At 70.8% G+C, this 26,456-nt stretch carries 20 protein-coding genes and 2 tRNA genes; 9 read left to right on the top strand and 13 right to left on the bottom strand.

Features of this window, described 5'->3' with window-relative positions; all coding sequences use genetic code 11:
• Nucleotides 1–4: 4 nt before the first annotated feature.
• The 3 genes from AB0L89_RS04565 to AB0L89_RS04555 all read left to right on the top strand — a co-directional run bounded on the left by AB0L89_RS04565 (nt 5) and on the right by AB0L89_RS04555 (nt 4,294).
• Nucleotides 5–2,308, top strand: a complete 2,304-nt coding sequence (locus tag AB0L89_RS04565; protein WP_365134220.1) for an excinuclease ABC subunit UvrA — start codon at nt 5–7, stop codon at nt 2,306–2,308.
• Between the two features lie 65 nt (nt 2,309–2,373).
• On the top strand, nt 2,374–3,150 hold the full coding sequence (gene ddaH / locus AB0L89_RS04560) for a dimethylargininase (RefSeq protein WP_365134217.1): 777 nt from the start codon (nt 2,374–2,376) through the stop codon (nt 3,148–3,150).
• Between the two features lie 172 nt (nt 3,151–3,322).
• Entirely contained in the window at nt 3,323–4,294 is a 972-nt protein-coding gene (locus AB0L89_RS04555; protein ID WP_365134214.1) for an acyl-ACP desaturase, read from the top strand.
• 28 nt (nt 4,295–4,322) lie between these two features.
• Here AB0L89_RS04555 and AB0L89_RS04550 read toward each other — a convergent pair.
• The 6 genes from AB0L89_RS04550 to AB0L89_RS04525 all read right to left on the bottom strand — a co-directional run bounded on the left by AB0L89_RS04550 (nt 4,323) and on the right by AB0L89_RS04525 (nt 8,237).
• Nucleotides 4,323–4,398 (bottom strand) — tRNA-Trp (locus AB0L89_RS04550).
• A gap of 146 nt (nt 4,399–4,544) precedes the next feature.
• On the bottom strand, nt 4,545–5,708 hold the full coding sequence (locus AB0L89_RS04545) for a ribonuclease inhibitor (protein WP_365134211.1): 1,164 nt from the start codon (nt 5,706–5,708) through the stop codon (nt 4,545–4,547).
• Nucleotides 5,705–7,045: an SDR family oxidoreductase gene (locus AB0L89_RS04540; RefSeq protein WP_365134208.1), complete on the bottom strand. Its 1,341-nt coding sequence runs from the start codon at nt 7,043–7,045 to the stop codon at nt 5,705–5,707. Before AB0L89_RS04540 ends, AB0L89_RS04545 begins: the two co-directional genes overlap by 4 nt.
• Nucleotides 7,046–7,073: 28 nt before the next feature.
• Nucleotides 7,074–7,145: transfer RNA gene (locus AB0L89_RS04535), tRNA-Ala, on the bottom strand.
• A 125-nt stretch (nt 7,146–7,270) separates the two neighbouring features.
• Nucleotides 7,271–7,600 carry an AzlD domain-containing protein gene (locus AB0L89_RS04530; protein ID WP_365134206.1) on the bottom strand — a complete coding sequence of 110 codons (330 nt, stop codon included), beginning with the start codon at nt 7,598–7,600 and terminating at the stop codon, nt 7,271–7,273.
• Nucleotides 7,593–8,237: an AzlC family ABC transporter permease gene (locus tag AB0L89_RS04525; RefSeq protein ID WP_365134203.1), complete on the bottom strand. Its 645-nt coding sequence runs from the start codon at nt 8,235–8,237 to the stop codon at nt 7,593–7,595. The genes AB0L89_RS04530 and AB0L89_RS04525 overlap by 8 nt, the downstream gene beginning before the upstream one ends.
• 203 nt (nt 8,238–8,440) lie before the next feature.
• On the opposite strand from AB0L89_RS04525, the gene AB0L89_RS04520 reads away from it, so the two are divergent.
• Nucleotides 8,441–8,896 (top strand): Lrp/AsnC family transcriptional regulator, encoded by a 456-nt coding sequence (locus AB0L89_RS04520; RefSeq protein ID WP_365134200.1) that lies wholly within the window; start codon nt 8,441–8,443, stop codon nt 8,894–8,896.
• A gap of 113 nt (nt 8,897–9,009) precedes the next feature.
• Nucleotides 9,010–11,481: a hypothetical protein gene (locus AB0L89_RS04515; RefSeq protein WP_365134197.1), complete on the top strand. Its 2,472-nt coding sequence runs from the start codon at nt 9,010–9,012 to the stop codon at nt 11,479–11,481.
• 91 nt (nt 11,482–11,572) lie between these two features.
• Here AB0L89_RS04515 and AB0L89_RS04510 read toward each other — a convergent pair whose 3' ends face one another.
• Complete coding sequence (locus AB0L89_RS04510; RefSeq protein ID WP_365134194.1) at nt 11,573–11,821, bottom strand: WhiB family transcriptional regulator; 249 nt, start codon at nt 11,819–11,821, stop codon at nt 11,573–11,575.
• Nucleotides 11,822–12,132: 311 nt separating this feature from the next.
• Nucleotides 12,133–12,936, bottom strand: coding sequence for a VOC family protein (locus AB0L89_RS04505; RefSeq protein ID WP_365134191.1), 804 nt, complete (start codon nt 12,934–12,936; stop codon nt 12,133–12,135).
• A gap of 302 nt (nt 12,937–13,238) precedes the next feature.
• Here AB0L89_RS04505 and AB0L89_RS04500 point away from each other — a divergent pair, with 302 nt between their 5' ends.
• Nucleotides 13,239–14,474: a glycoside hydrolase family 64 protein gene (locus AB0L89_RS04500; protein ID WP_365134188.1), complete on the top strand. Its 1,236-nt coding sequence runs from the start codon at nt 13,239–13,241 to the stop codon at nt 14,472–14,474.
• Nucleotides 14,475–14,547: 73 nt separating this feature from the next.
• Here the strand turns inward: AB0L89_RS04500 and AB0L89_RS04495 are convergent, their stop codons facing one another.
• Nucleotides 14,548–15,615, bottom strand: coding sequence for a LacI family DNA-binding transcriptional regulator (locus AB0L89_RS04495; protein ID WP_365134185.1), 1,068 nt, complete (start codon nt 15,613–15,615; stop codon nt 14,548–14,550).
• A 168-nt stretch (nt 15,616–15,783) separates the two neighbouring features.
• Between AB0L89_RS04495 and AB0L89_RS04490 the strand changes: the two genes are divergently transcribed.
• Nucleotides 15,784–17,262: a HEAT repeat domain-containing protein gene (locus tag AB0L89_RS04490; protein ID WP_365134182.1), complete on the top strand. Its 1,479-nt coding sequence runs from the start codon at nt 15,784–15,786 to the stop codon at nt 17,260–17,262.
• Here the strand turns inward: AB0L89_RS04490 and AB0L89_RS04485 are convergent.
• Nucleotides 17,259–18,323, bottom strand: a complete 1,065-nt coding sequence (locus AB0L89_RS04485) for a multicopper oxidase domain-containing protein (protein WP_365134179.1) — start codon at nt 18,321–18,323, stop codon at nt 17,259–17,261. The two genes, AB0L89_RS04490 and AB0L89_RS04485, sit on opposite strands and share 4 nt — an antisense overlap.
• A gap of 199 nt (nt 18,324–18,522) precedes the next feature.
• On the opposite strand from AB0L89_RS04485, the gene AB0L89_RS04480 reads away from it, so the two are divergent.
• Nucleotides 18,523–21,048 carry a ThuA domain-containing protein gene (locus AB0L89_RS04480; protein ID WP_365134176.1) on the top strand — a complete coding sequence of 842 codons (2,526 nt, stop codon included), beginning with the start codon at nt 18,523–18,525 and terminating at the stop codon, nt 21,046–21,048.
• 89 nt (nt 21,049–21,137) lie between these two features.
• A complete protein-coding gene (locus AB0L89_RS04475; protein ID WP_365134173.1) occupies nt 21,138–23,285 on the top strand; it encodes a family 16 glycoside hydrolase in 2,148 nt (715 codons plus the stop codon).
• Nucleotides 23,286–23,420: 135 nt separating this feature from the next.
• Here AB0L89_RS04475 and ligD read toward each other — a convergent pair whose 3' ends face one another.
• The 3 genes from ligD to AB0L89_RS04460 form a co-directional block, all read right to left on the bottom strand.
• Complete coding sequence (gene ligD, locus AB0L89_RS04470) at nt 23,421–24,455, bottom strand: non-homologous end-joining DNA ligase (protein WP_365134170.1); 1,035 nt, start codon at nt 24,453–24,455, stop codon at nt 23,421–23,423.
• Nucleotides 24,456–24,630: 175 nt separating this feature from the next.
• Entirely contained in the window at nt 24,631–25,155 is a 525-nt protein-coding gene (locus AB0L89_RS04465) for a hypothetical protein (RefSeq protein WP_365134167.1), read from the bottom strand.
• 408 nt (nt 25,156–25,563) lie between these two features.
• Nucleotides 25,564–26,151, bottom strand: a complete 588-nt coding sequence (locus tag AB0L89_RS04460) for an XRE family transcriptional regulator (protein ID WP_365135533.1) — start codon at nt 26,149–26,151, stop codon at nt 25,564–25,566.
• Nucleotides 26,152–26,456 lie beyond the last annotated feature (305 nt).

The following is a 26,456-nucleotide window of genomic DNA, read 5'->3' as shown; positions in this document are numbered from 1 at the left end:
GTGCATGCACCAGGACACGCACGCGTTCATCACCCTCGCCGGAGCCCGCGAGAACAACCTCAAGGAAGTGGACCTGCGCATCCCGAAGGGCCGTCTCACGGTCTTCACCGGGGTGTCCGGGTCCGGGAAGTCGTCGGTCGTCTTCGACACGATCGCGGTCGAGTCGCAGCGCCAGCTGAACGAGACCTTCACGTGGTTCGTCCGCAACCGGCTGCCGAAGTACGAGCGGCCGCACGCGGACGCCATCGAGGAGCTCTCGCCCGCGATCGTGGTCGACCAGAAGCCGATCGGCGGCCACTCCCGCTCCACCGTGGGCACGATGACGGACATCTACTCCGTGATCAGGGTGCTGTTCTCGCGGCACGGCACCCCGAGCGCGGGCCCGGCGACGGCGTACTCGTTCAACGACCCCTCGGGCATGTGCCCCGAGTGCGACGGCCTGGGCCGCACGGTGCGGCCCGACTACGGCCGCATCATCGACCCGGCCAAGTCCCTGGCGGACGGCGCGGTCCTCTTCCCGCCGTTCGCCGCGGGGACCTGGCAGGGGCAGACGTACACGAACACCACCGACCTGGACACGCACAAGCCGGTCGGTGAATTCACCGACCGGGAGAGGCAGTTCCTGCTGCGCGGGAGCCGGGACCGCAAGAAGGTCAGCGTCGACAACACGGGCGGCGCCCGTGACATCGACTACGAGGGGCTCGCCGACCGCTTCGAGCGGCTCTACCTCAACCGCGACCTGTCCACGCTCTCCCAGAAGACCCGCGACATGGTGCAGGCGTTCCTGGAGGAGGGTGCCTGCCCGTCCTGCCACGGGGCCCGCCTCAACCCGGCGGCGCTCGCCACCCGCGTCAACGGCCTGGGCATCGCCGACTGCACCCGCATGGAGGTCACCGACCTGATCAAGGAGCTGGAGCGCATCGAGGACGCGGTCGCGGGCCCGATCGCGCGGGCGGCCGTCGCGGCCCTGGAGCGGATCGAGGCGATCGGCCTCGGCTATCTCAGCCTGGACCGCGAGACGTCCACGCTCTCCGGCGGCGAGGGGCAGCGCCTGAAGATGGTGCGCCACCTCGGCTCCAGCCTCACCGGCATGACGTACATCTTCGACGAGCCGAGCGTGGGGCTGCACCCGCGTGACGTGGGGCGGCTCAACGACCTGCTGCTCCGGCTGCGCGACAAGGGCAACACCGTCCTGGTCGTCGAGCACGACCCGGACGTGATCGCGGTCGCCGACCACGTCGTCGACATGGGCCCGCACGCCGGCGCGGACGGCGGCCTGGTCGTCTTCGAGGGCACGCCGGACGAGCTGCGGCGGGCGGACACCCTCACCGGCCGCCACCTGCGCCGCGCGGGCGGCGTCAAGGAACACCCGCGCGAGCCGGTCGGCGGCCACTGGATCAAGGACGCCGACCTGCACAACCTGAAGAACGTCAGCGTGCGCGTGCCGGCCGGGGTGCTGACGGCCGTCACCGGCGTCGCGGGCTCCGGCAAGAGCACGCTGGTGTCGCGCGCGTTCACCGAGGCGCACCCGGACGCCGTGGTCGTCGACCAGTCGTCCATCGGCATCTCGGGCCGCTCCACCCCGGCGACGTACCTCGGGATCATGGACACGGTACGCAGGCTCTTCGCGCGGGAGACCGGCGCGAGGGCGAGCCTGTTCAGCTTCAACTCCCAGGGCGCGTGCGAGCGTTGCCAGGGGCGCGGGATCATCTACAGCGACCTCGCCTTCATGGATCCGGTGACCACGACCTGCGAGGAGTGCGAGGGGCGCCGTTTCAAGGACGAGGTGCTGCGGCTCACCGTCGATGGCACGTCCGTCGTGGACGTCCTGGAGATGACGGCCGATCGGGCCCTGGAGTTCTTCGACCGCTTCGACGACGCGCAGGTGAGCCGTCGGCTGCACGCCCTGCGCGACGTCGGGCTCACCTACCTCACGCTTGGGCAGCCGCTGAGCACGCTCTCCGGAGGCGAGCGCCAACGCATCAAGCTGGCCACGCAGTTGCACCGCACGGGCACGACGTACGTCCTGGACGAGCCGACCACCGGCCTGCACATGGCGGACGTCGACGGACTGCTCGCGCTCCTCGACCGGCTGGTCGACGCGGGCAACACGGTGCTCGTCGTCGAGCACAACCTCGACGTCGTCAAGCACGCGGACTGGGTGATCGACCTCGGCCCCGACGGCGGCAAGCACGGCGGGCGCGTCGTCTTCGAGGGGACGCCCGCGCAGCTGCTGCGGGCCGAGGGCTCCTGCACGGCGGAACATCTGCGAGGCGCTCTGGGCGGGGGCCGGGCGCGCGCTGCATGATGTGCGGCACCGCTCCGCCCTGTCGGGGCGGTGCCGCCCGTCCGCCCGCGTGAGGAGAGTCAGCCGTGCCCAGCAAGAAGGCCCTGATCCGCCGCCCGGGACCGCGCCTCGCCGAGGGCCTGGTCACCCACCTGGCACGCACGCCGGTGGACGTAGGACTCGCGCTGCGGCAGTGGGAGGCGTACGCCGAGGCGCTCCACGCGCACGGCTGGCGGACCGTCGAGGTGGAGCCGGCCGACGACTGCCCCGACGCGGTCTTCGTGGAGGACGCGGTGGTCGTCTTCCGGAACGTGGCACTGATCGCCCGGCCGGGCGCCGAGTCCCGGCGCGGCGAGACGCCGGGCGTCGAGGAGGCTGCGGCCCGGCTCGGCTGCTCGGTCAACTGGGTGTGGGAGCCGGGCACCCTCGACGGCGGTGACGTCCTCAAGGTCGGCGACACGCTCTACGTGGGCCGGGGCGGGCGGACCAACGCGGAGGGGGTGCGGCAGCTGCGGGCGGTCTTCGAGCCGCTCGGGGCGCGCGTCGTCGCGGTGCCCGTGTCGCGGGTGCTGCATCTGAAGTCCGCGGTGACGGCGCTGCCCGACGGGACGGTCATCGGGTACGGGCCACTGGTCGACAGCCCGTCGCTCTTTCCCCGCTTCCTTCCCGTACCGGAGGAGGCGGGCGGGCACGTGGTGCTGCTCGGCGGCGCGAAACTGCTGCTTTCGGCCAGTGCGCCGAAGAGCGCGGAGCTGTTCGCCGATCTTGGATACGACCCGGTTCAGGTGGATATCGGCGAGTTCGAGAAACTCGAAGGGTGTGTGACGTGCCTCTCAGTCCGACTCCGTGAACTGTACGACTGACCAGCAATGAGGCCCCAGTTACGCACGGGGCGGCCGGGACCCGGGATGCCGACCCCTTTACGGCGGGTTTAACCTACGGCAACGTAACCTACGACACCGTAGGTAGTGCACCGCTCGCACTGCCCGTACGCACCTCCGTTTCCCTCTGGCCCGTCCCCCCTCTGGAGCCCCCGTGACGATCACCTCTCCCCACCTCGGCAGCGCGGACAGCTGGACCGACGCCCGCCTGCTGTACGCGCTGGAGGAAGTCGTCGAGCGCGAGCTGAACCGCCATCTGAAGGTGGCGAAGGACTGGATGCCGCACGAGTACGTGCCGTTCACCGACGCCCGCAACTTCCCCGGCCAGTTCGAGGACGGCGAGGCCTGGGAGAAGGGCCAGTCGCCGGTCACGGACATCGGGCGCATCGCTCTCGTGGTCAACCTCCTGACCGAGGACAACCTCCCCAGCTACCACCACGAGATCGCCAGCCTGTTCGGCCGTGACGGCGCCTGGGGCACCTGGGTGCACCGCTGGACGGCCGAGGAGGGCCGGCACGGCATCGTGATGCGCGACTACCTCCTGGCCTCGCGCGCCGTCGACCCGGACGAGCTGGAGCGGTTCCGGATGGCGCACATGAGCGAGGGCTTCGAGTCGGACAACCGCCACTCGATGCTGCACTCGGTCGCCTACGTCGCCTTCCAGGAGCTGGCGACCCGCATCTCGCACCGCAACACCGGCCATCAGTCGGGTGACCCGGTCTGCGACCGCATGCTGGCGCGCATCGCGACCGACGAGAACCTCCACATGGTCTTCTATCGCAACCTCCTCAAGTCCGCCTTCGAGCTGGCGCCCGACCTGACGATGCAGGCCGTGCGCGACGTGGTGGTCAACTTCCGGATGCCCGGTCACGGCATGCCGGGCTTCGAGCGGGCCGCCGCGCAGATGGCGATCGGCGAGGTCTACAACCTGCGCATCCACCACGACGACGTGCTGCAGCCCGTGCTCCGCTTCCTGAAGATCATGGAGATCGACGGGCTCGGACCCGAGGGCCGCCAGGCCCAGGAGGAGCTGGGCTTCTACATGGGCGGGCTCGACGCGGAGGCGTCGAAGTTCGACGAGAAGCTGGCGGCGCGCAAGGCACGGATGGCGGCGCGGCGCGGCTGACCCGGCGGGGCCCCGGGGCCGAGAGGGGGGCGGGGCGGCTGGGATCGAACCAGCGTGTTCCGGTTCTGGAGACCGGTGCGACCACCTCTGCGCTACGACCCCGCCCCTTGCGCCCGATGGTACGCCGAGCCCGGCCGGGCTCGGCGCGGGGCCTCAGAGGCACGTCCGCGCCTCGACGACCCTCCCCGGCGCCGGAGTTCAGCGGCCGGGTTCAGCGGTGCAGTCCAACGGCGGGGTTCAGCGGCGGGGTTCAGCGGTGGACGCTGCGCACCGCCGCCACGTCCGGCGGCACGACCGGCGCCGGAACGGCCGCGCTGAAGGCGGCCAGGCGCCGCTTGACGCTCGCCGCGATGCCCTGCCCGAGGACGAACCGCGTGGCCGTGCGGGCCCGTTCGGCCGTGTCGAGGAGCCGGTGGGCCTCGCGGCTGCGCAGGCCGGTGTGCGTGAGCACCAGGTGCGCGAGTCGGTGCTCGCCCGCCGCGAGGACTGCCGCGACGGCGGTGGCGGCCGCGTCGTCGAGGTGGTTGTCGGCCGCGCCGAGCACCCCGGCGGCGCGCACCCGGCCGAGGTCGAGGAGCTCCACTCCCCCGGCCACGGCGGCCTCGACCAGCCGGGCCGCCGCGCGCGGCCCAATGCCGTTGCTGGCGACGGAGAGGCGGCGGAGCACGCCGTGCGGCGCCCTCTCCAGGGCCTCGGCCAGCAGCAGCGCGCCCGCGTCGCCCAACCGCGCCGCCGATACGTACAGTTCACCCACCGCGCCCCGGGCGACGAGCTCCGCGAGCGGCGCCGCCCCGGCCGGCCCCACGGGATTGCCGCCGAGGAAGACCCGCTCGACGCGCCGTCCCGTGTCGGCCGCCGCGAGGAGCGCGTCGGCGACGACCACGAGACCGGGCGCGTCCAGGCCGGTCTGGACGAGATCGAGGGTGCGCAGCGTCCGTACGGAGTCCAGCAGCCGGGCCGCCGCACGGCCCGCGCCGGGACCCAGCGGATTGCGCTTGAGCCACACGCCCGTCACGACCTGCGGCGAGGCGCGCAGCTGGTCGGCGATGCGGCAGGCGCCGCCCGCCGTGATGCCGTTGCACCCGAGGTAGAGGGTCTCGATGCCGGCATCCCCCGCCGCGCCGCTCACCTCGCCGGCCCCGGCGTCCCCGAGACCGTCGGTGCCGAGCAGCACATGGCGTACGGAAGAGGCGCCCCGGGCGTCGCGGAGCGCCTCGGCGACCAGGGCCGCGCCCCGCGCGCCGAGCCCCTGCTTGCACAGGTCGAGCCGGCCGTCCGGCAGGGCCGTGCCCGCCGTGAAGTCGAGGCGCTCACCGGCCGGGCGTCCGCCTCTCAACCAGTCGAGCAGCGGCTCCAGTTCGTCGACCGGCCGGGGCGCGACCGATGGCACTCCGGCGTACGGACCCTCGCTCACCACTCCGCCTCCCGGTAGTCCTTGAGGAAGACACCGGAGACGGGGGCTCCCGCCTCGCCCCGGACGATCGGGTCGTAGACGCGGGCGGCGCCGTCCACGACGTCGAGCGGGGTGCGAAAGCCCGCTCCCGCGATGCGGTCCTTCTTCGGCGTGGGGTTCTCGTCCGTGATCCACCCGGTGTCGACGGCGCACATGTGCACGCCCTGCTCGGCGAGTTCGGCGGCGCTGGTGCGGGTGAGCATGTTCAGCGCGGCCTTCGCCATGTTCGTGTGGGGGTGCCCGGCCGTCTTGTTGCGCACGGCGAAGCGGCCCTCGACCGCCGTCACGTTCACGATGTACGTGCGGGGGTGCGGCGAGGCGAGCAGCAGGGGCAGCAGCCGGTCGCAGAGCAGCGCCGGGGCCAGGGCGTTGACCAGCTGGGTCTCCAGGACCTCGGCGGGGTCGAGGTCGCCGAGCCGGGCCGACCAGGAGTTCTCAGGCGAGGGGTCGGGGAGCAGTCCGGCCTCGTCGGCCTCGCGCAGGACGAGCGCGAGCGCGCCCCGCGCGGCGGAACCGCCGAGCGCCCGCATCGGGCGGAAGCCGGGAGCGCTGCGGGCGAGCGCGGGCAGCTCCGCCGTCTCGCCGGCCGCGAGGGCGGCGTACGACTCGGGGGGTCGCCGGACCGTCTGCGCCGCGTTGTTGACCAGGATGTCGAGCGGCTCGCCCCGCGCGCGCAACTCCTCGCACAGGCCGAGCACCTGGCGCGGGTCGCGCAGGTCGACGGCGAGCACGGTCAGGCGGTCGAGCCAGTGCTCGCTGCCCTCGGCCGCGCGGAAGCGCCGCTCGGTGTCGTGCGGGAAGCGGCTGGTGACGAGGAGTTCGGCGCCGTCGCGCAGCAGCATCAGGGCCAGCTGGAAGCCGATCTTCACGCGGCCGCCGGTGAGCAGGGCGCGGCGCCCGCGCAGATCGGTGGAGAGCGCGCGCCGGGCGCGGTTGTCGTCGGCGCAGTCGGGGCAGAGCCGGTGGTAGAAGGCGTCGACCCTGCGGTACGACATCTTGCAGACGTAGCAGGGGCGCGGGCGCCGGAAGACGCCCGCCGTGCCCTCGGCGAGCAGCGGCGCGTCCTCGCGGCGGCCGGTCGCGCCGGTGGCGGTCGCGGACATCACGGCGGCGTCGGCGGCGGACAGTTCGGCCCCGCGCGCCTTGCGTCTGCGCAGGCGGCCGTCGCGGGCGAAGGACGCGGCGACCTGTTCGGCACGCAGCCGGACCGGGTCGTCGACGGGCAGCTTCCGCAGTCGGCCCACCATGTCGTGGAAGGCCGCGAGGTCCGCCTCGCCGATCCCGCCGCTCTCGCCCATCCGTCCCGCCCCGTGTGTGCCGTGCGCGTGGTCCCGACCGGATTCGAACCGGCGTATCCGCCATGCCGTGGCGGCGAGTCTGCCTCTGCTCTACGGGGCCGTGGTCGCACGCCCCCCCGTGCGCCCCCGTGATCGTAGCCACGGCCGCGATGCCGTGTCGCGTCGATTTCGCGGGCCCCGCGCGGGGCCCGTCCGGCCGGGGCCCGGACCCGGCGCGCGCTCGGCTCAGGCGGCGAAGACCGTACTGGCCAGGGCCACATGGACGGCGGTGCCGCCGAGGATGCTCAACAGCGCGTTGCGGCGCCACAGATGGAGGCCGACGGTGACCGCCAGGGCCACCAGCGGGGCCAGGGCGCGTGGTTGCGCCAGGGGGAGGTCGCGCAGGCAGTAGACGACCAGGATCACCATGACGCCGGCGGGCATGCGGGTGCTGAGGTACTGGACGGTGGCGCTCTCGCGCAGCGGGGCGAGGGCGGCGAAGGGCAGGGCGCGCAGGGCCCAGGTGACGGCGGCGGTGACGAGGACCGCGGCGACGGCGTAGCGGGCGTCAGGCATGGTGCGGGGTTTTCCGGGTCGTGAGGTGGCGGGCCAGGAGCCCGGCGGTGAAGAGGGCGAAGGCGGCCAGGAGCAGTTCGCCCGGGAACAGGAGCCGGGCGAGCAGGGCGCTCACCAGGGCGATCACGGGCGTGGGCAGGTCGCCGCGCAGATCCCGGCAGGCCTCCAGGGCGAGGACGGCGAACAGGGCGGTCAGCGCGAAGTCGAGGCCCGTGACGGAGTCCGGGATGAGCGAGCCGAGCAGCGCTCCGGCGACCGCGCTGCCCGCCCAGTACAGATGCAGCAGACCCTGCACCCACAGGATGCGCCGCCCCGGCCAGGAGCGTCCCTTCTCACCCGAGGTCAACGCGTACGCCTCGTCGGTCAGCGCGAAGGTGGAGTAGCCCTTGCCGAGGGCGCCGCCGACGCGGTCCAGCGGGAAGGAGAGCGAGTAGAAGACGTGCCGGACGTTCACCATGAAGGCGGTCGCGGCGATGGAGAGCAGCGGTGCCGCGGCGGCGACCAGGCCGATGAGCAGGAACTCGAACGACCCCGCGAAGACGAGCGCCGCGGACAGTCCCGCCCACCACCAGTCGAGGCCGGACTGGGTGACGAGCGCCCCGAAGGCGAGCCCGAGCGGGATGAAGGCCAGCCCCACCGAGGCGGACTCCTTGAAGGCCGCCGGCGCCTCTGACCTGGGGCGGGAGACAGAAACAGAGGCGGAGGAAGGAGCAGGCGCAGGGGCGGGGGAAGAGGCGGGGACAGAAAGATCGCCGACGACGGAAGGCGGTATACGCATGCCGAAACATTATGTTGAATCCCGCCTTATTTGGTTGCTTATAGTGGCCGTATCATCGCTCCATGAGCAATGAAATTCGCCTGGATGCGGTCGACCGTGAAATTTTGTTCCATCTCCGCCAGGACGGCCGTCTCACCAACGTCGAACTGGCCAAACGCGTCGGCCTGACCGCGCCCCCGTGTCTGCGCCGGGTCAAGCGCCTGGAGGACGCCGGCGTCATCTCCGGCTACCGCGCCGTCATCGACCACGGCGCGCTCGGCCGGGGGCTCGAAGTCCTCATCGACGTGGAGGTCAGCGCCAACGACCGCAAGACCTACCTGGAGTTCGAGGAGGTCGTGGCGTCGTACGACGAGGTCATCGAGGTACGGCGGATGTTCGGGCGTCCCGACTACTTCATCCGCGTCGCGGTCGCGGACCACGCCGCCTACGAGGCCTTCCTCACCGGCAAGGTCACCGGCCTGCCCTGCGTGCTCCGCGTCGATTCCCACCTGACCATGAAGACGATCAAAGGCCCCTGACGAACGATCTTTGAGGGGAAGGGCCGTGAGGAAGGGCGAACCGCGCCCTTGACGGAGCGCCCCGATTTACGGAATCCCGCCGCGGTGCGACTGTGGGCACCAGGGGTGAACCCATGGCGCAGACCCATGAGTGGATGTTCTACGAGGTCATGTGGCGCAGTTGGGCGGGCCGGGCGCAGGTGCCCTACCCCGTTCCATGGTGGACGCAGCAGGCCTTCCGGCGCTGGAGCGACGACTTCGACTCCGGGACGTACGAATCGAAGGAGGCCGCGCTGGCCTCCAACGCCCTGTACCGCTACTGGCACATGGTGGGCGTGAAGGACCACCGCCAGGAGTCCCTGATCGGTCAGGCCGGTGAGATCGAGCCGGTCTACGACAAGTACTGTCTGTCCTTCTTCCTCTACGACCCGGCGACGGGCGCCCTGCACCTGCCGCAGCTGCCCGAGGGCGGCACGGTCGGGCAGCGCATGGAGGCGCCGCATCTGCCGGTGGTCCTCACCGACTTCCGCACGCCGGACGGCGTCGAGTTCGTGCAGCGCACCTTCGCGACGGCGATCGGCGCACGGCAGCGCGATCTGGTCGTGTCCCGGGTGACGGTGGGCACCGCGACCGGTCAGCCCCGCGAGGGGTGGCTGTGCGCGGCGGTCATGCCGGCGGGCCCGAGCGGCTTCCAGCGGCACGACCGCAACGGCCGGCGGATCACCGACCGGAGGCTGACGTTCCTGCGGCACCTGCCGGCGGAGAACCGGGTGGAGACGAACAGCGGCTGGGGCCCGGTGTTCGACACGGCTCCCGAGCAGTACGGCGTGTACGGCAACCCCGACTTCAGCCGGGACCCGGACAGCTATCTGGCCCACAGTCCGTTCCACGACCTGGTCATGGGCGGCAAGCTCAACGGCGCGCGACAGGCGCAGGACCAGGTGGCCGGGTTGTGCAGCGCGGTGTTCGCCTGGCCCTTCCGGGTCGTGGACGACGAGATGTTCGAGGTGGACGTACGGCTGCCCGTCGACCTGTACAGCGGGGCCGCCGACCTGGCGGAGATCAGGGCGACGCCGGCCGCCGAGCTGGAGGAGCGCAACCGCCAGTTCTGGACGACGAAACTCCTCGGCCAGGGCGTGCAGCCGGAACTGCCCTGGCCCGTCACGCACTTGACGGACCTGTTCCGTGAGGCCCGCTCGCACCTCCTGATCCTCTCCGACGGCGGGGAGATCCATCCGGGCCCGACGGTCTACGACTCGTTCTGGATCCGCGACTCCTCCGTCGAGGCCACGGCCTGCTCGCTGGTGGGCGACCAGGCGCTCGCCGAGCACCAGCTGGGCACGCACTATCCGCTGAGGTTCAACCGCGGCACGGGCCGGATCGGGCCGTGCGCCGAGTACGGCTTCTACGGCGGGCCGCACGAGCGGGACGACCACGAGTGGGACAGCAACGGCCAGGCGCTGTGGGCGATCGGCCGCTTCGACCGCACCAGGGGCCGCGCCGCGTCGTTCGGCGCGAAGCTGTACACGCCGTACGTGCTCGACGGCGCCCGGTGGCTGCGCGACAACCGCGACCAGTACGGGCTGCTGCACAGCGGCTGGAGCGCCGAGCACCTCGGCGAGCGCGACAAGCCGCACTACTGGGACGACCTGTGGGCGCTCGCCGGGCTGTACGAGGCGGCGCGGCTCGCGGAGCGCATCGGCGCGCCCGACGTGCCCGAGCTCTGGGCGGCCTTCGACGACGTGCAGCGGGCCACGGCCGCCTCGGTGCGCTGGGTCCTGGCCGAGCAGCGCAGGCGCGGCGCCTGGGAGACGTACATCCCGACCGGCCCCGCCGACGTCGGGCGGCTCGACTCGACGATGATCGGCACCGCGGCGTTCTTCCATCCGCTGCGGCTGCACATGGGCAGCAAGCTGGGCGCGGACATCGACCGGGCGGCGCGCTTCACGCTCGACACCCTGTACGCCCACTTCGTGTCCGGCGGCTACCGGCACGAGGCGGCCTGGAACGCCTACGGCCCCTATCTCACCACGCAGTTGGCGCACGCCTACCTGCTGGCGGGCGATCCGGCGCGGATGGACGCGCTCCTCGGCTGGATCGTCGGGGCGTCCTTCCCGCGGACGCGGGAGCGGGCGGTGGCGCTCGGCGCGTGGAACGAACAGCACGCGTTCCCCATCGCCTCGGACTTCCGCGAAGTGCCCGCCCGCCCCTGGTACATGGGCGACATCCCGCACGGCTGGGCGGCCGCCGAGTATCTGCTCCTGCTCCGCGACATCCTGTTCTTCGAGGCGGACGAGGACCGCGATCCGCATCTGTACATCGCGCCGGGTGTGCGTCCGCACTGGGTGCCGGACGGGGACACGGTGGCCGTGAAGTCGGCGCCGACGCTCTTCGGCGCCCCCTTCGGCTACCGGCTCACCCATGACGCGGACCGGCGGACCGTGACGGTGGAGATCGACGAGTCCCCGGAGCGGGTGCGGTACGTCTATCCCTGCCGCTTCGGACAGGTGCGCTCCGTGTCGGCGGACGGGCGGGACCTGCCGGTCTCGGGTGACGACGTCCACGTCCCCGCCGGGACGCGGCGGTTCCGGGTGACGTACGCCTGACACGCGCCCGTCCGCGCCCGGCCACCTGTGGTGTGGCCGGGCGCGGACGGGGTCGGACGCGTACGGGTACGGACGGTGTCGGGTGCGTGGGTCAGGCGCGCGGTTCGCGTCTGAGGGCGTACCGCTCCTTCTCGGAGAGGCCGCCCCAGACGCCGAACCGCTCGTCGTTGGCGAGTGCGTACTCCAGGCAGGCCGAGCGCATCTCGCAGAGCTGGCAGATGTACTTCGCTTCGCGCACCGAGCTACCGGGCTCGGGGAAGAAGAAGTCCGCTCCGGTCTGGGCGCACAGCGCCTGCTCCTGCCAGGCGAGTTCGGGCTCGGCCGTCATGTCGATCTGCATGCCGCAGATGCTGCCGCACCGCGCGAAACAAGCGATCAACAAACGATCAACGACCGTTTGCCCGGTGTTTCGCGACGGCACGCAAAGGGCTCGACACCCCCGTGGTCCAAGGGCGCGACACCCTTCCGCCGAAGGCCGGAGAACTCTCCACCCGCAGGCTCGACACCCTGCCTCTCCCGAGGGCCGAACGCTCATCGGCGCGCCGGGAGGTCCGATGCTCACCCGCGCCGGGGCGCGGCTCTCCCCGGCCCCCGATGAGGGTTGCCCCTCGGGCCCCGCCGCGAAACGCCCCGCGTGCCCCGGCTTGCTGCCTACGCCTCCATCTCCTCACCGGGAGGCGACGGTTGCAGCACGGCGAACCGCGCGCCCGCCGGGTCGGCGAGCTTGGCGAAGCGGCCCACGCCCTGCATCGAGACCGGCTCCATGCGCACCGCGCCCCCACCCCGCCGGGCCGTGGCCACCGCCTCGTCGCAGTCCGTCACCTGGAAGTACGGCAGCCAGTAGGCCCCCGCGCCCGCCTCCGAGGGGTCGCTCGCGAGCGGCACCATGCCGCCGAACATGTCGTCCTCGGTGCCGTCCGCCGGATGCACCATGGTGTAGCTGCCGCCGGGGAAGGGGGTCTCGGAGGTGCCCCAGCCGAACACGGAGCCGTAGAACGCGGCGGCCCTCGGGACGTCCGGGGTGTAGAGCTCGGTCCAGACCAGGCTGCCCGGTTCGTTCAGCACGTCGAGGCCCTTGAGCTCGCCCTGCTGCCACACGGAGAACGGCACTCCGGAGGAGTCGGTGAGCCCCGCCATGCGGCCGAGGTCACGGATGTCCACGGCTTCGAAGAGTGTGCCGCCGCCGGCCTGCTCGGTCGCCTTCACCGTGGCGTCCACGTCCGGCGTGCGGAAGTAGAGCGTCCAGGACGGCGGGGCCTCCTCGGCGGGCAGGGCCATCGCGCCCGCCGCGGTCCTGCCGGACAGCTGGAACCGGCTGTAGCCCCCCACGTCCGCGCCGCCCGGCAGGAGCTCCCAGCCGAACAGGTCGCGGTAGAAGCCGCTGACGTCGGCCAGGTCCGGGGCGCACATGTCCACCCAGACCGGGGCGCCCGTCAGGAAACGGGTATTGAGCATGATCGACTCCTTTGTCGCATCTCTCTTCCGTATCTCCGAGTCTGGCACCCGCCACCGACAATCCGCCCGCCGTGCCGCCACACACCGACGACCTCGTCATTTCATGAACGCACAACATTTCTGAGAGCGCTCTCAGTCACAACTCTTGACGCCCCTGGCGCCCGCCACGACAGTGGTGCACCACCCGTACGACACCCCCGCACCCGCCGTACCCGACTCCCCCGGTACCCGACTCCCCCACACCCAGCTTCCTCCGCACACCACTTCCCCCCACACACTCACGACCGCGCAGGAGACCTTCCGTGATATCGCGTCGAATGTTCCTGACCTCCGCCGCCGGTGCGGCGGGCGCCCTCACCTACCCCGTCTGGGGCAGCGCCCTCAGTCCCAGCGCCCGCGCGGGCGGCAAGGCCGCGCCCGCCACCTGCGAGCTGGCCCTCGCGAACAAGTCGCTCCCGGGCCAGGTGCACGCCTACGTCACCGGTCACGAGCAGGGCACCGACCGCTGGGTGCTGCTCAAGCCCGACGGCGGCGTCTACCGCCCCGACTCCCCCTCGGCGCCGCAGACCCCGCTGCCCGTCGACTGCGCCATCCCCCTCGGCGCGGCCGGTTCGGCCCCCAAGGTCCTGACGCTTCCTCAGATGTACGGCGCGCGCGTCTACTTCGTGCGCGACGACAAGCTGGACTTCTACCTCAACCCCGGGCCCTCGCTGGTCGAGCCCGCCTTCGCCACCCCCGAGGACCCCAACTACGGCCGCACCTGGTCGTTCTGCGAGTTCACCTTCAACCCGCAGCAGCTCTACGCCAACATCAGCTACGTCGACCTCGTCACCGCGCTCCCCATCGGCCTGACCCTGGAGGGCGACGGCACGCACACCGTCGCCCCGCTCCCCGACGGAGCCGTCGACAAGATCGCCTCGGATCTCGCGGCACAGGCGGCCAAGGACGGGCAGCCGTGGGACGACCTGGTCATCCGGGGCGACGGCGGGGTCCTGCGGGTCATCTCGCCGCAGAACCTCATGGCGCCGTACTTCGACAAGCCCGACCAGATGCCCTTCCGCGACGTGTGGAACGGCTACATCGACCAGGTGTGGGACAAGTACCGCTCCACGGACCTGAAGATCGATCTCCAGGGCGGCCGGGGCGTGTTCACCGGGCGCGTCAGCGGGGACGTGCTGACGTTCAACGGCGGCCACTCCTTCACCAAGCCCACGTCGAAGGACATCTTCACCTGCAATCACGGGCCGTTCGCCAACAACCCGAACGACCCCGACGACAAGAAGGGCCTCCTCGCCCGCCTCGCCGCCGGCTTCAACCGCAGCATCATGCTCACGCACCCCGAGCAGCCGAACGGCGCGACGACCGACGACTACTACCGCGACGCGGTGACCAACCACTGGTCACGCGTGGTCCACGCCAACTCCCCGATCGGGTACGCGTTCCCGTACGACGACGTGCGCCCCGACGGCCAGCCGGACGTCTCGGGCGCGGCGCACGACGGCAACCCGCGACGGTTCACGGTGAGCGTGGGGTCGTAGCGCGCGACCCGTCGCTCGATGCCGCCTCGCACCTCCTGCCCGAGGCGGCATCGCCCCCGGTGGTCCAGACCCGTTATGCCGAGGCCCTGCGCACCAGGGCCGTCGGCAGGACCACAGGGGCGAGCTCCGGGCCGACCCCGGCGCCTCCCCTGCCGCGCAGGAGCATGCGGGCCATCAACCGGCCCATTTCCTCGATGTCCTGACGGACCGTCGTCAACGGCGGGTCGGCCTGCTCGGCCACCGGCAGCATGTCGTCGAAGCCGACCACCGCCACGTCGTCCGGCACCCTTCTGCCGCGCTCGCGCAGCACGCGCAGCGCGCCGGACGCCGACAGGTCGTTGGCGGCGAAGACGGCGTCCACGTCGGGGACCCGGTCGAGGAGTTCCCGCATCGCGCGCTCGCCGCCCGCCGGGGTGAAGTCGCCCTCGGCGATCAGCCGGGGATCCACATCGGCCAGCACGTCGCGGAAGCCGTCCAGGCGGTCGACCGCGGAGGTCTGGTCGAGGGGGCCGGTGATGTGCGCGATCCGGCCGCGGCCGAGCCCCACCAGGTGGCGCACCGCCTCGCGCGCACCACCGCGGTTGTCGCAGTCGACGTACGGGGCGACGGGATCGCAGAGGTCCACCGGAAGGGCCCGCTCGCCCGAGGGGCCACGCCCGGCGTCCGCCCACCCGGGACGTCCGCCGAACACCGTGGGCACCCCCGCCCTGCCGATGATGCCGGGCAGCGGGTCGTCCAGATGCAGCGAGAAGACGAGCGCGCCGTCGACATGGCCGCCCGCGAGATAGCGGCCCACCCGCTCGTGGTCGTCCCGCCCCTCGGTGAGCAGCAGCACAAGCTGGACGTCGTGCGCCGTCAACTCCTTGCTGATCCCGCGCAGTTGCAGCGCGAAGAACGGATCGGCGAAGACCCTGGTCTCCGGCTCCGCGATCACCACGGCGACCGCGTCGTGGCGCCGGGTCACCAGACTGCGGGCGGCGCGGTTGGGGACGTAGCCGAGCTCGTCGACCGCGCGTCTCACCTTCGCGGCGAGCACCTCACGTACCCCCGGGTCGCCGTTGACCACGCGGGAGACGGTGGCCCTGGAGACCCCGGCACGGGCGGCCACGGCTTCCAGGGTGGGACGCGGTTCCTCGGTCACCTTCGCTCACTCCTCCCTGACGGTGTCAGGAGGCATCCTTCCGTACGGGTGCCGCCCAGGGCCCGGCGAGGGCGCCATCGCCACGCGGGACGGGTGCGCCGGGACGGGTTCCCTCGCGAGGGGACCGTGGGGCGCATGCCCCGGAGCCGCCGCGCATACGCTGCTCCCATGTTCAAGAAGCGGAGAGAGCGCAAGCAGGCCGAGCTCCAGGAGCGTCTTGCGGCGGCCCTGCGGGACCCGGACGCGGGCGTCCGCGCCGGGGCGGCGGCCGAGGCCGCGGAGTCGGCCGACCTGGAGTGGGCGCTGCGCGAGTTGGCGCAGGCCGTGGCGCGCGAGCCGTGGACGGACGACTTCCACGAGACGGTGGTGGACGGATTCGCCGTGACGCTGCGCCGCGACACCGCCGTACGCGAGCGCACCGAACGGCTCGTCGCCGAGCACCTCGACGACCCCGAGGGCTTCGTGCGGGCCTGGACCGCCTTCATGACGGAACTCGGCGGGAGCCCCGCCCCCCTGGCCGTGGGCGAGGACCTCTACGACGACATGCGCGAGCGGCTCACGTCCCTGCGCGGGCACGGCTGGAGCGCGCGGGGCCTCGCCGGGCTCGGTCGGCCGGAGACCTTCGAACGCCAACTGGCGTTCGAGCTCGCCGTGATCCTGGTCTCTGCCGTCCTGCGCCGCAACGAACCGCTCTCTCCGGAGGAGGCCGACCGCGTGCGGTCCCGGATGCGCGCCGGCCTCGCCGAGGCGCTGTCGTTGCCCCCGGGCGGCACGGAGCGCACCGACGCCCTCGTCGCCCTCACCCGACCGTCCGAGGAGGACTCCTCGACGGAGCGCGCACGGGTCGGCCTGATGGTCGACGAGGCACTGGACCTGTGCGCCGACGAGGACCCGGACCGGGTGGTCCTCGGCATGTCGGCGCTCTCCGATCTCCTGCTGCTCAACGACGTGTTCCGGTACGGCCGGGTGCGGGAGACGCTGGACCGCCTGGTCGCGGGCGAGCCGGACGCGCTCGTCCTGAGCGAGGCGCTGTCCTGCTACGACTACCTGAACGTGCACGCCCCCCTGGCCGACCCGCCCCTCCCCCTCTTCCTCGACGGGCTGCGGCACGCCGACGCGCGGGTGCGCAAGGCCGCCGCCGAAGGACTCCACCCGATGGCCTCGGGCTCGGCGGCGGAGCGCGCGGCCGTGGAGGGGCTCGCCGAACGGCTGGAGCACGACGAGGACGACGGCGTGCGCGTGGGCGCCGCCGTGACGCTCGCGAACCTCCACTGCGTCGAGGAGCGCAACGCCCATGCCGCCGCCGACGCCCTGGAGCGCTGTCTCGACGCGCCGGTCCCCGAGTTGCGCGCGATCGCTCTCGGCGACGCGCTCGGCCGGGGCGTTCCCGACGCGTACGACCGTCTCCTCCACGCGTTCGAGGACCCCGATGTGCACTGGCAGTTCGTGTCGGGGCTCGCCGGCGCGGCGGCGGAGGACGACTTCGGCCTCCCCGACGACCTGCGCCCCCGCCTCGTCGAACGCCTGGAGCGTCTGGAGGCGTCGGGATGGGCGGACCGCGGCGGCCCCTCGGACGACTTTCCCGACCCGGAGGAGCGCGCCGGGATGCTGTCCGGGCTGCTCAAGGAGCTGCGCGCCGGGAGCTAGTGGTGCTCGTGGCCCGACGTCCCTGACGTCTCCGTGTCCTTGGCGGCTCCGGAGGCCTTGTCTCCAGAACTCTTGTCTCCGGAGTCCTTCTTCGAGGCCGCTCCCGCGTGGTGCGGCTCGTAGTCCGGGATCGTCCCGTCGGCCTTCTTCACGAGGAACAGGCCCGCCATCCCCATGTCCGAGTGGCTCTGGACATGGCAGTGGTACATCCACGCCCCGGCGCCCACGCCCTCGCCCGCGATGACCTGGAAGCCGAACGAGTCGCCGGGGCCCGTGATCTTGTCGTCGAGGATCTGGCTCGGGTCGTCGGGGCCGGTCAGCATGCCCGTGCGGTTGTCCGCCCAGCGATGACCGTGCACATGGAACGTGTGGTAGTACTCCCCGTGCGTGATCGACACGAACTCCACCCGGTCGCCCACGGTGGCCTCGAAGGCGGGGCTGTCGTGGCCCGCCTTGTTGTTGATCGTCATGTCGTTGAAGACGACGGTGAAGGTCTTGTCCGGCAGCAGGTCGCCCTTGCGGCGCACGATCAGCGCGCCGTAGAGCCCCTTCCGCACGCCGCCGGTGCCGTGGTCCGTGCCGACCACGTGGTCGTGGTAGTGCCAGTAGCCCGCGGTGCCGGGGCGCCAGGTGCCGTCCTTGCGGCGGCCGGGGGCGTGCGTGCGCCAGGTGTAGGTGCGCTTGCCGCCCGGCTCCACATGGCTCTTGGTGTGCCGGGTGCCGTCGCTGGAGATCTCGTAGTCCATGCCGTGGACGTGCAGGCTGGCGTCCACGTCCATCGTGTTCTCGAACTCGATGTGCAGGGTGTCGCCCTCGTTCAGCTCGATGAGCGGGCCCGGAATGCTGGCCTTGCCCTTCTCCAGGCCGTACCCCATCTGCCCGTCGGGGAGCTTCTCCGCGTACAGCTTCATGCGCTTGACCTCGCCGCCCGCGGGCGCCGTCCTCGGCGGCGCCTCGGCCGTGCTCGCGTCCGGCGCGTTGGCGAGCGACAACGATGTCACGCCCGCCGCCGCAGCCGCGCCGCCGACCAGCATCCTCCGGTTGAAGCTCCGTCGGTCCATGCCGAACTCCCCCTTGCGGTACGGAGACTGACGGGGCGCAGGAGGCCCCGGGGACGGCCACACGGTATCGGCGGGATCTTCGTTTATCCACACGCAGGACAAAGTTTGCGCTATCGCGGTGATACCTATTGGCGAGTTGCGGAAAGAGGTCTAGCTTCGTCGGCGCTGTTGCTGTGACCGACGAGGGGTGGGTGTACTCATGCGGCGCACACCGCATCAACGACCCTTGGACATCCGAGGGTTGAGCAGAACTCGACGCAGACCGAACCGTTCGCACCGGGCCTGGGCGGCCGTCCTGATGTCCGGGGCCCTGGTCACGGGCGCGCTGTCCGCCCAGGCCGCCTCGGCGCGGCCCTATCCGGACCCGCCGTTGACAACGATGTCCCTCCCGTCGCCGCCCGGCGGCGCCAACGTCAAGGTGCTGGTCTTCCACGGCTCGGCGGCCGACGGCGAGGAGTCGCCCGTCGTCAACGCCGGCATCGAGGCGATCGAGAAGATCGGCCAATCGGGCCCGGCCGCGCAGCGGTTCAGGATCGAGGCGACGGACGACCCGTCCGTGTTCACGAACGAGGCGAAGCTCGGCAAGTTCAACGCCGTGACCTTCCTGACCGGCGGCGGCGACGTCCTCGACGCCGAGCAGGAGGCGGGCCTGGAGGCCTACATGGAGGCCGGCGGCGGCTTCCTCGGCATCCACGACGCCGCCCGCGCCGAGCCGTACTCCAGCTGGTTCACCGGCCTGATCGGCGCCCGGCCCGCGGACTCCGGCCCGACGGACGTCCAGCGCGCCACTGTCGAGGTCGGCGACCGCGAGAACCCGGCCACCAAGGACCTGCCCCTCCAGTGGAAGCGCCCCGACCGGTGGCTGAACTGGGCGAAGAACCCGTCCGGCGATGTGCATACAGTCGCCCGTGTACGGGAGTCGACATACAAGCCCGGTGACAGCAAGAACGGGTGGGACCACCCGGTGTCGTGGTGCCGCGACTACGACGGCGGGCGCTCCTTCTACACCGGCATGGGCGGCACGGCCGCCTCGTACGACGAGGCGGACTTCCGCGGCCATCTGCGCGGCGCCCTGCTGTGGACGACGCGCATCGCGCGCGCCGACTGCAAGTCGACGATCAACGCCAACTACAAGGCGGAACGCCTCACCCAGCCCAACCAGCCGGGCCAGAACGACCAGATCGGCGAGCCGCACGGCCTGGTGACCGCGCCCGACGGACGGGTCTTCTACATCGGCCGCGGCGGTGCCGACTCCTCCCAGCCCGTGGTCACCGACTGGAACAACCCGGACATCGGCAAGGGCCGGGGCGAGATCCACGTCTACGACCCGAAGACCAAGAAGGTGACGCTCGCGGGCGCCCTGTCGGTCTTCGGCAACAAGGGCGGCGGCGACGAGCTGATCAAGGTCGAGGAGGGCCTGCTCGGCATCGAGCTCGACCCGAAGTTCGCGCAGAACGGCTGGGTGTACCTGCACTACACGCCCCACTCGAAGATCAACCGTGAGACGCACATGGCGGAGCGCTACGTCTCCCGCTTCACCCTCGACCAGGCCACCGACAAGCTGGACATGGGCAGCGAGAAGGTCCTCCTGAAGTGGCCTGTGCAGATCCACAGCTGCTGCCACGCGGGCGGCGGGATGGCGTGGGACTCCAAGGACAACCTCTACATCGCCACCGGCGACAACAACTCCTCCGGATTCACCGACGGTTACTCGGGCAACAACCCGCAGCCCAACTTCAAGGGCGTCTCCTTCGCCGACGCGCGCCGCACCGCGGGCAACACCAACAACCTCAACGGCAAGATCCTGCGCATCCACCCGGAGCCGGACGGGACGTACACGCTCCCCTCGGGCAACCTCTTCACGGGCAAGGAGCCGGACGAGGGCGGCGGCAAGACGCGGGGCGAGATCTACGTGATGGGCGTCAGGAACCCGGCGCGCATCTCCGTCGACAAGAAGACCGACACGCTGTATGCGGGCTGGGTCGGCCCGGACGCCTCCGCGCCGTCGACGACCTGGGGCCCGGCGAAGTACGACACGTTCGCCGCGATCACCCACGCCTCCAACCGCGGCTGGCCGTACTGCATGGGCAACAACCAGCCCTACCGCGACCGCAATCTGCCCGACCCGACGAAGCCGCTGGGCTGGTACGACTGCAAGAACCTCAAGAACGAGTCGCCCAACAACGACGGCCTGGTGAAGATCCCGCCGGCCGAGCCCAACAACATCTGGTACTCGCCGCAGGGCGGCGGCGTGGACTACCCGCGCGACGCGAACGGCGTGCCGAGCTACAAGACGGAGGAGCAGAAGCTGCTCCTGCCGTGGCTCAAGGGCGGCGGCCAGGCCACGATGAACGGCCCGGTCTACCGCTACGACGCGGCGAACCCGAGCGCCGACAAGTGGCCCTCCTACTGGGACGGCAAGTGGTTCGTCGGCGACTTCTACGACGGCGACCAGCCGCGGCACGCGGTGCTCACCGACCCGAAGACCGTCGGCGGCGGGGGCATTCCCGTGCACGCCGAATCGCTGAAGAAGATCATTCCGATCGGCAACGACGGCATCAAGAACCTCATGGACTGGAAGTTCGCGCCGGACGGCTCGCTGTACGTCCTCGACTACGGCAGGGGCTTCTTCACCTCGGACGCCAAGTCGGCGCTGTGGCGCGTGACGTACAAGGGCGGCGCGGCGACGCCGGCCGCGGGCGACCTGGCGAGGAAGGCGGGATGATGCGCGCGTCCTGGAAGGCTTTCGGCAGTACATCGCGTACTGGATCCAGAAAGCGAAGACTGTATACAGCGCTGTTCGCGGCGCTCCTGATGGTCCTCGGCCTCACGTCCGTGGCCACCGCGCGTCCCGACAACCCCGGGATCGCCGCACAGGCCCAGACCCTGACCTGGACCGCCGACAACGACATCACGAAATACAAGTCGGCGCCCACCACGGCGGTGGCGGGTCCGACGACGATCGTCTTCGAGAACAGCGAGGCGACCGGCAACACCACGGGCATGCCGCACACCCTGACGTTCGACGTCTCGGACCCGGAGTACAACAACGACGTCCCGCTCAACATCCTGGCCAACCCCAGTGACGCGCAGGGCGGCAAGCACACGGCGGAGGTGACGCTCACCCCGGGCCGCTACCGCTACCACTGCACGATCCCGGGCCACGGTTCGATGCAGGGCATCCTCGTCGTGACCGAGGGCGGCGGCGAGGACACCACGGCGCCGGTGGCCGCTGCCAAGGTCGAGGGGACCACCAACGCCGATGGCGCGTACGTCGGTTCGGCGACGGTGGCGGTGACCGCGACGGACGAGGGCTCGGGCGTCGACCGGATCGAGTACGCGGTGGGGGCGGACGGCGCCTGGCAGCCGTACACCGCGCCCGTCGTCGTCGACCAGGTCGGCACCCACAAGATCCGCTACCGGGCCACCGACAAGGCGGGCAACGTCGCGGCCGAGAAGTCCGCCGACTTCACGGTCGTCGCGCCGCCGACGGACGACAAGACGCCTCCGGAGACGTCGGCCACGGTGACCGGCGAGAAGAACGACCAGGGGCAGTACGTCGGCATGGCGACGGTCACGGTGACGGCGTCCGACACCGGGTCCGGCGTCAACAAGATCGAGTACGCGATCGGCGACGGCGCCTGGACCGCGTACACCGCGCCGGTCATGGTCCACGAGACGGGCACCCACAAGGTCCGTTACCGCGCGTCCGACAAGGCGGGCAACCAGGCCGCGGAGAAGTCCGTGGAGTTCACCGTGGTCGCGCCGCCGGTCGAGGACAAGACGCCTCCGGAGACCTCGGCGAAGGTCGAGGGCGACAAGGACTCGGACGGCGCCTACCTCGGCAAGGCGAAGGTGACGGTCACCGCGACGGACGCGGACTCGGGCGTCGCCAAGGTCGAGTACTCCCTCGACGGGGGCCCGTATCTCGCCTACGAGGCGCCGGTCGTCGTCGACCGCGCGGGCCGCCACTCGGTGGCCTACCGGGCGAGCGACAAGGCGGGCAACACCTCCGCGGCGAAGGACGTGTCCTTCACCGTCTCCCGGGGCGGCGGGGTCCCGGCCCCCAACTGCCCGGAGTTCGACGAGCGGTCGACGGTGATCGTGGGCACGGTCGACACGGGCATCCCGAACCGCGTCACGAACAACCGCTGCCGCATCAACGAACTCATCGAGGACGAGAAGGAGTGGACGTCGCACGCGCTGTTCCTCAAGCACGTCAAGACCGTCACGGACAGGCTCCTGAAGGCCGGCGAGATCGACCAGCGCGAGTACAACAAGATCAACCGTGCCGCCAAGCAGTCCGGCATCGGCAAGCCCGGCCAGACCGAGGGCTACCGCAAGCTCTTCGACGGCACCCAGGCGTCCCTGGACAAGTGGGAGCAGGTGGGCGGCGGCAAGTTCGGCCTCAATGACGACGGCACCATCACCAGCTCCACCAGCGTCGAGGGCATGGGCATGCTGTGGTTCCCGGAGCGCAAGTACGGCGACTTCTCGCTGAAGCTCCAGTGGCGGGACGACGCACCGGGCAACGGCAACACCAACTCCGGTGTATTCGTGCGCTTCCCGCAGGTCCACGACCACCCGGAGGAGTCGCGTCCGGAGTGGGTCGCCATCAAGTACGGCCATGAGATCCAGGTCCACGACCGGCCCGACGGCGACATGTACAAGACGGCGTCGATCTACGGCTTCGACCGGGTGGGCCTGGCCGGCGCCGGTGTCACCCCGAAGGGCACGTGGAACGACTACGAGATCCGCGTGGTGGACCAGCACTACTCGATCTACCGCAACGGCGTGCTCCTCAACGAGTTCGACAACACCGGCGGCCAGGAGTTCGTGCCGCCGCGCGGCGACGACCCGGGCACGGACGGCCGCCGCTACGCGTCCGGCTACGTCGGGCTCCAGGTCCACGGCGTGACGGACGTGGTGTCCTACCGGGACATCAGGATCAAGGAGTTGTAGCGCCGGTTCGCGGCGCCACCGCAGGTGAATGCGTGGTGCCGCGCCGGACTTAACGGTGCGACCGCACTCGGTGCGACCGCACTCGGTGCCCTCGCCCCTCAGTGGGCGGGGGCACCGTTGTCAGTGGCCGTGCGGTCAGGCGTCCTCGTGCTTCGCCCGGCTCGGCTGGACCCGCTTCGGCTCCCCCGGCATCTTCGGGTACTCCGGTGGATACGGCAGATCGCCGAGGCCCCGGTCGCGCTCGTCGCGGTCGGCGAGTTCGAGCAGGGCGTCGAGGGCGTACGCCTGGTCCTCCATGTCCGCATGGACGTCGCCGAGCCGCTCGAAGCGCTCCGGCATCGTGGCGACGTCGAAGTCCTCCGGCACCGCGTCGTCGACCTCGTCCCAGCGCAGCGGCGCCGACACGGGCGCGTGGGGGCGGGCCCGTACGGAGTAGGCGGAGGCGATCGTGCGGTCGCGGGCCGTCTGGTTGTAGTCCACGAAGATCCGCGCCCCGCGCTCCTCCTTCCACCACGCGGTCGTGACCGCGTCCGGCATCCGCCGCTCCAGCTCGCGCCCGCAGGCGATGGCGGCGCGGCGGACCTCGGTGAACGTCCAGCGCGGCGCGATCGGCACGAAGACGTGCAGGCCACGGCCGCCGGAGGTCTTGGGCCGGCCCACCAGGCCGCCGAACTCGTCGAGAACGGCGCGCAGTTCGTGGGCGGCGCGGACCGCGTCGGCGTAGTCCGTGCCGGGCTGCGGGTCGAGGTCGATGCGGAGTTCGTCGGGGTGGTCGGGGTCGTCGCGCCGCACGGGCCAGGGGTGGAAGGTGAGGGTGCCGTACTGGGCGGCCCAGACGACGGCGGCGACCTCGGTGGGACAGATCTCGTCCGCGGTGCGCCCGCTGGGGAAGGCGATGGTGCCGGTGGGGATCCAGTCGGGCAGGTTCTTCGGGGCGCGCTTCTGGTAGAAGGACTCGCCGGTCACGCCCTCCGGGTAGCGCTCCAGTGTCGTGGGGCGGTTCCGCAGGGCGCGCAGGATGCCGGGGCCGACGGCGACGAAGTACCGGGCGAGGTCCAGCTTGGTGAAGCCCCGCTCGGGGAAGACCACGCGGTCCGGGCTCGACAGGCGCACCGTCCGCTCCCCCGTGTCGATCTCCACGGCCGCGCTCTTGCCCTTGGCTGCACCCATGCGAGCCACGCTAGACGTGCCGGACATATGCCGCACATCGAACAATATTATGACAAGATGCCGCAGAATCGAGTTGGCGGAGCGGCACGGCGTGCACGTGACGACGGTGGGCGGGATCATCCCCCGGACCTCCTGGAGGCGCACGGACGTCACATAGCGCCCTCTGCGCAGCCCGCTACTCCCCCACGCCCTGCACCGTCTCCCGCGGCGGCTCAGGCTGATCTTTCAAGCCCGGGAAACGCCACATCCTGCGGCCACGGGCAATCTGGCCGTTGGTGAGCGTCGCTTGGGTGCGTGCATAGAGGGGGCCTCTGCCCTTGTGCAGAAGCGACTCGGAGGACAGGACCAAGGGGTAGATCACGCCGGAGAGCCCATCTACGGTCACGGGTTTCAGCCTACGAGTGCCCTTCACCAACCTCAGACGCTTGAAGGGCCAACGACTGTCACGGGTGTACAGCTCAACCCTTTCAACACCAAGGGGGGTTGTTCCCTCGTTGATCAGCCGCAGACGGAACATGTAGGCACTCCGAGGGCTCCCCTCGATATCGTTCTGCGGCACCGGATGCTTACTGCGTCGCTCCGCCTTCATCTTCAGCTTGGGGCGGACCCTTCGGTAGGTCTTGGCGGACACGATCATATTGATTCCGGCAAACCCGGCGGCGCCCATCGCGATCCCGCGCGCCCACCAGTCAGCAGCCATCAGCCAGCCCCTCTCCCTGGACCTCAGAATCTACTCAGGTCGGCATCGTTCGGGTCTCCCGCGTGAGCACCCTGCGGGCATGTCAGCCGCCACTGTCACCATCCTTGTCGCGTCCCTGAATGCCGTCTTCGCAGGGGTCATGAGGAACACAACGCCTCTCACCGCAATCCGGGCCCACGTCGAGCGCCTTCGCCCGCCTGCACCGCCTCACCCTCGTCGGTTGAGCGAGCAGCCGCACATCGCACAGCCTTGCCCATGCCGACCCAGAAATCATTTGCGGGACACCCTTCAGCGCACCCGCAGGAGTTCTACACCAGCCTTACCGGGAACGTGTAGTCACACCGCGCGAGCAAACAGACCAGAGAGGCCTCCGGAGGACGGCAGGCCTCTCTCTTGATTTCAGTGTCTTCAAGTCCGCTCAGCCACGGGCCGGGAACGCGACCACAGCTCTTCGGCGTGCTCCGAGAAGCGGTCGAACATGCCGCCGTCCTTAACCCTCCGCAGGTGCATCAACGGAGAGTCGTGACCAACAAGCCTTGCCAAGTGTGGAGTTACCAACTCCTGCTCATCGAACCGAAAGACGCTCAAACTGACGTGGTTGACCGCGTCCTCCGGCGCACTGAAGTGAACCTCCAGGCCCTCGAGGTTCCCGACGCGTTTCAGCTCCTCCAAGGTCATGTGGATACGCGTTGAGACTGCCAGGGCAACGTCCTCGATGACCTCACGCTGTCGGGTGACCTCTCCGTCCGGGTCCCCCAGGAGGAAGCGCACCCGAACGCCTTGCTTGGTCTTGCGCCGCAGAACCTGCGAGAACGCCGGCACTTGGGTCCAGAAGAAGTAGTTGGTGTAGCCGCTCAGGAAGAGATCATTCCGAGACTCTTCGATCAAGGAAGCCCAGAGGGTCGATGGCGCCGCAGAGCGGTATGGGAAGGACTCGACGATCTCCAGGTCTCCCCCAACTTTCAGCCTCTCCTTGATGGCTTTTGGCCAGAGCATGTCTTCATCCACTCCCAACGCGCGGGCAGCGTCTTCCCTGTTCCGAGCATGTGGCACGAGGTCTTCGTCCGCCAACCAGCGCTCCACTGTCTTGCTGGTGACTCCGATGCGCGCAGCAAGACGCCGCGGTGACTGATGCGCCGCATCCATAGCTTGACGAAGCGTTGTGTTCAAGGCTTCTCCCCCCGACATTTGGGCCTTCTTCAGGCTAGCGCCCGGACATCTCAACTGTCCCTGTTCGGGGGCGAGATACGTCCCGTCGGTGGGTCGACCCTCAGCAAGCAGCCTTCGCACGGGCGCGAGGC

The sequence above is a fragment of the Streptomyces sp. NPDC052114 genome (assembly GCF_040680155.1).
Classification (GTDB): domain Bacteria; phylum Actinomycetota; class Actinomycetes; order Streptomycetales; family Streptomycetaceae; genus Streptomyces.
This window is presented reverse-complemented; position numbering and strand designations above follow the sequence as displayed.

Excerpts from the sequence above, each read along its gene's own strand:
- AB0L89_RS04565 (WP_365134220.1), top strand. The coding sequence starts at position 5 with ATGCACCAGGACACGCACGCGTTCATCACCCTCGCCGGAGCCCGCGAG.
- AB0L89_RS04540 (WP_365134208.1), bottom strand. The coding sequence starts at position 7,045 with ATGGGCGAGAGCGGCGGGATCGGCGAGGCGGACCTCGCGGCCTTCCAC.
- AB0L89_RS04530 (WP_365134206.1), bottom strand. The coding sequence starts at position 7,600 with ATGCCTGACGCCCGCTACGCCGTCGCCGCGGTCCTCGTCACCGCCGCC.
- AB0L89_RS04520 (WP_365134200.1), top strand. The coding sequence starts at position 8,441 with ATGAGCAATGAAATTCGCCTGGATGCGGTCGACCGTGAAATTTTGTTC.
- AB0L89_RS04515 (WP_365134197.1), top strand. The coding sequence starts at position 9,010 with ATGGCGCAGACCCATGAGTGGATGTTCTACGAGGTCATGTGGCGCAGT.
- AB0L89_RS04510 (WP_365134194.1), bottom strand. The coding sequence starts at position 11,821 with ATGCAGATCGACATGACGGCCGAGCCCGAACTCGCCTGGCAGGAGCAG.
- AB0L89_RS04505 (WP_365134191.1), bottom strand. The coding sequence starts at position 12,936 with ATGCTCAATACCCGTTTCCTGACGGGCGCCCCGGTCTGGGTGGACATG.
- AB0L89_RS04490 (WP_365134182.1), top strand. The coding sequence starts at position 15,784 with ATGTTCAAGAAGCGGAGAGAGCGCAAGCAGGCCGAGCTCCAGGAGCGT.
- AB0L89_RS04485 (WP_365134179.1), bottom strand. The coding sequence starts at position 18,323 with ATGGACCGACGGAGCTTCAACCGGAGGATGCTGGTCGGCGGCGCGGCT.
- AB0L89_RS04480 (WP_365134176.1), top strand. The coding sequence starts at position 18,523 with ATGCGGCGCACACCGCATCAACGACCCTTGGACATCCGAGGGTTGAGC.
- AB0L89_RS04475 (WP_365134173.1), top strand. The coding sequence starts at position 21,138 with ATGGTCCTCGGCCTCACGTCCGTGGCCACCGCGCGTCCCGACAACCCC.
- ligD (WP_365134170.1), bottom strand. The coding sequence starts at position 24,455 with ATGGGTGCAGCCAAGGGCAAGAGCGCGGCCGTGGAGATCGACACGGGG.
- AB0L89_RS04465 (WP_365134167.1), bottom strand. The coding sequence starts at position 25,155 with ATGGCTGCTGACTGGTGGGCGCGCGGGATCGCGATGGGCGCCGCCGGG.
- AB0L89_RS04460 (WP_365135533.1), bottom strand. The coding sequence starts at position 26,151 with ATGCTCTGGCCAAAAGCCATCAAGGAGAGGCTGAAAGTTGGGGGAGAC.